The sequence below is a fragment of the Aeromicrobium sp. PFPM2_SD2 genome (assembly GCF_057364525.1).
Map to the genome: position 1 here is coordinate 1 of NZ_JBNFNZ010000373.1, position 2,424 is coordinate 2,424.

Annotated in this window: 3 protein-coding genes and 1 pseudogene; 1 reads left to right on the plus strand and 3 read right to left on the minus strand. The window is 73.2% G+C overall.

From position 1 onward, the window contains the following. The 3 genes and pseudogenes from AC2W7G_RS13760 to AC2W7G_RS13770 all read right to left on the minus strand — a co-directional run. Window positions 1-113 (minus strand): aldehyde dehydrogenase family protein (locus tag AC2W7G_RS13760; protein WP_485868938.1); only part of this gene is annotated, 113 nt, incomplete at its 3' end. Between the two features lie 91 nt (window positions 114-204). After that, window positions 205-663 (minus strand): annotated as a pseudogene (locus AC2W7G_RS13765) (aldehyde dehydrogenase family protein); the annotation flags it as partial. A 76-nt stretch (window positions 664-739) separates the two neighbouring features. Further along, the gene (locus tag AC2W7G_RS13770; RefSeq protein WP_485868936.1) at window positions 740-1,834 is read right to left on the minus strand and encodes a saccharopine dehydrogenase family protein; all 1,095 of its coding nucleotides are present in this window, start codon (window positions 1,832-1,834) and stop codon (window positions 740-742) included. A 181-nt stretch (window positions 1,835-2,015) separates the two neighbouring features. On the opposite strand from AC2W7G_RS13770, the gene AC2W7G_RS13775 reads away from it, so the two are divergent. Then, the coding region (locus AC2W7G_RS13775) for an MFS transporter (RefSeq protein ID WP_485868937.1) at window positions 2,016-2,424 on the plus strand (409 nt) is incomplete at its 3' end.

Sequence of the window (2,424 nt, forward strand, 5' to 3'; positions counted from 1 at the left end):
CGACACGCGGGGGCGATCTGCTTGCCCATGCGGGTGGAGCCGGTGGCCAAGACGAGCGGCACGCGCGGGTCGTCGGCCAGCGCCTCGCCCACCTCGCGTCCGCCGACCAGCACCTCGACCAGGCCCTCGGGGCCCCGGCGCGGTGGCGGCCTCGGCGGCGATCGCGCGGCAGGCCAGCGCGGTGAGCACCGTCTTCTCCGACGGCTTCCAGACGACCGGGTCGCCGCAGACCAGGGCCAGCGCCGAGTTCCACGACCACACCGCGACCGGGAAGTTGAACGCCGAGACGACGCCCACGACGCCCAGCGGGTGCCACTGCTCCATCATCCGGTGGCCCGGCCGCTCGGAGGCGATCGTGAGGCCGTGCAGCTGGCGCGACAGGCCGACCGCGAGGTCGCAGACGTCGATCATCTCCTGCACCTCGCCGAGGCCCTCGGACAGGATCTTGCCGGCCTCGATCGACACGAGCCGGCCGAGGTCCTCCTTGTGCTCGCGCAGCAGCGCGCCCATCTCGCGCACCATCTGCCCACGGACGGGGGCCGGCACGGTGCGCCACTGCAGGAACGTGGCGTGCGAGCGGCCGACGACGTCGGCGACGTCCTGGGCGGTGTGCTCGACCAGGCGGCCGAGCTCGCTGCCGTCGACCGGGGTGCGGGCGACCAGGGTGCCGTCGCGTCGAACGGGTCGCCGACGCCGAGGCGGGCGAGCAGGTCGGTGGTCAGGGCGTCCAGCGAGGTGGTCATGCGAGCCTTCCGGTCTGGGTGGGTCGGTCGAGCAGCGCGCCGGCCTTGGTGGCGTGCAGGTCGGCCAGCGCGACGTCCTCCTGCTTCAGGAAACCAGACGAGGGCAGCACGCCGTCCGCGACCAGCTCGACCACGGCGACGCACGACGCGGCGGTCGTCCAGGAGATGGCGCGCCAGGTGCGTCCGGCCACCTCGATGGGGACGTAGCTGCGCACGTAGTTGGCCCGGGCCGGGCGCCCGTCGCGCACACCCTCGACCGCGACGTGGACGTGCACGACGTCGTCGTCCACCGGCGGCTTGGCGTCCTGCAGGATGCGTCCGGCCAGCTCGCGATCGGCGCGCAGCCCGAGCTCGTCGAACAGGAAGCGCATCTGGGCGAAGTGGCCCGGGTAGCGCATCGTCTTGTAGTCGAGCCGGTCGACGTGGCCCTCGTAGGTGCGGCACATCGTGCCGAGCCCGCCGGACGTCAGCGACGCCTCGAGCTCGACGCCGCCGAGCACGACACGCTCGTCGTCGCTCATGGCCGGGACGAGCTGGCGCCGTCCGCCGCGCAGGACCTCGCAGTCGTTGAGGTACTCGTTGACCACGCCCTCGGCCGACCAGGTGAACGCGTAGCCGAGCAGGCCGGTGGGGTTCTGCGGGAGCGCCCCCACCTTGAGCTCCATCGAGCGCAGCGAGTCGAACTGCTGGGCCAGCGAGGCGGCGACGATGCCGACGAGGCCCGGCGCCAGGCCGCACTGCGGGGCCATGAGCGCGCGGGCGTCCTGGGCGGCGAGCTGGATGATGCGGTCGGTCGTGGGGACGTCCTCGGTGAGGTCGAAGTAGTGGACGCCCAGCTCGTGGGCGGTCTCGGCGACCGGGATGTTGGCGTGGAAGGGCAGGCACGAGACCACCGCGTCGACGCCGCGCAGGGCGTCCCGCAGGGCGACGCGGTCGGACGCGTCGAGCACGTGCACCTCCAACGGCGGGCACTCGCGGCGGGCGGCGTCGAAGCCGACGACCTTGAACCCCGACTCGACCAGCAGGGTGGCGACGAGCTCGCCGACCTTGCCGAGGCCGAGGACGGCTACCTGGTTGATGGTGCGCGACATGGCCGCTCCTGTCCGTCGGCGCGCCGGGTCCCGGCGCGCATGCGTGCTGCACGCGAGGTGACGCGTGTCACACGACAGGGTACGGCTGTACCGTCCAGCCGGTACAGCACTCGCGTGTGAACTTTTCGTGTCGGCGCCGGCCGGGGCGGCGCGACCAGCGTCGGGGTGCGAAGGTGTGCGGGTGCCGTTCCTGCGCGGAGGCCGGGCCTTCTGGGCGCTCGTCCTCACCTTCACCGTGACCATGCTCGGCACCACCATGCCGACGCCGCTGTACACCCACTACCAGGCCGAGCTCGGGTTCTCGCTGAGCACGTCGACGGTCATCTTCGCCGTCTACGCCGCCGGCGTGCTGGCCGCGCTGCTCGTCACCGGACGCTGGTCGGACGCCGTCGGGCGACGCCCGCTCCTGCTCGGTGGCCTGGCCTTCGCGCTGGCCAGCGACCTGGTCTTCCTCGTCGCGGACGCCACCTGGGTGCTGCTGCTGGGCCGCGTCCTGTCGGGCATCTCGGCCGGCATCTTCGTCGGCACCGCCACCGCCGCGGTCGTCGAGGCCGCTCCCCCGCGGCTGCGGCCGTGGGCGTCCCGTCGCG

Excerpts from the sequence above, each read along its gene's own strand:
- AC2W7G_RS13770 (WP_485868936.1), bottom strand. The coding sequence starts at position 1,834 with ATGTCGCGCACCATCAACCAGGTAGCCGTCCTCGGCCTCGGCAAGGTC.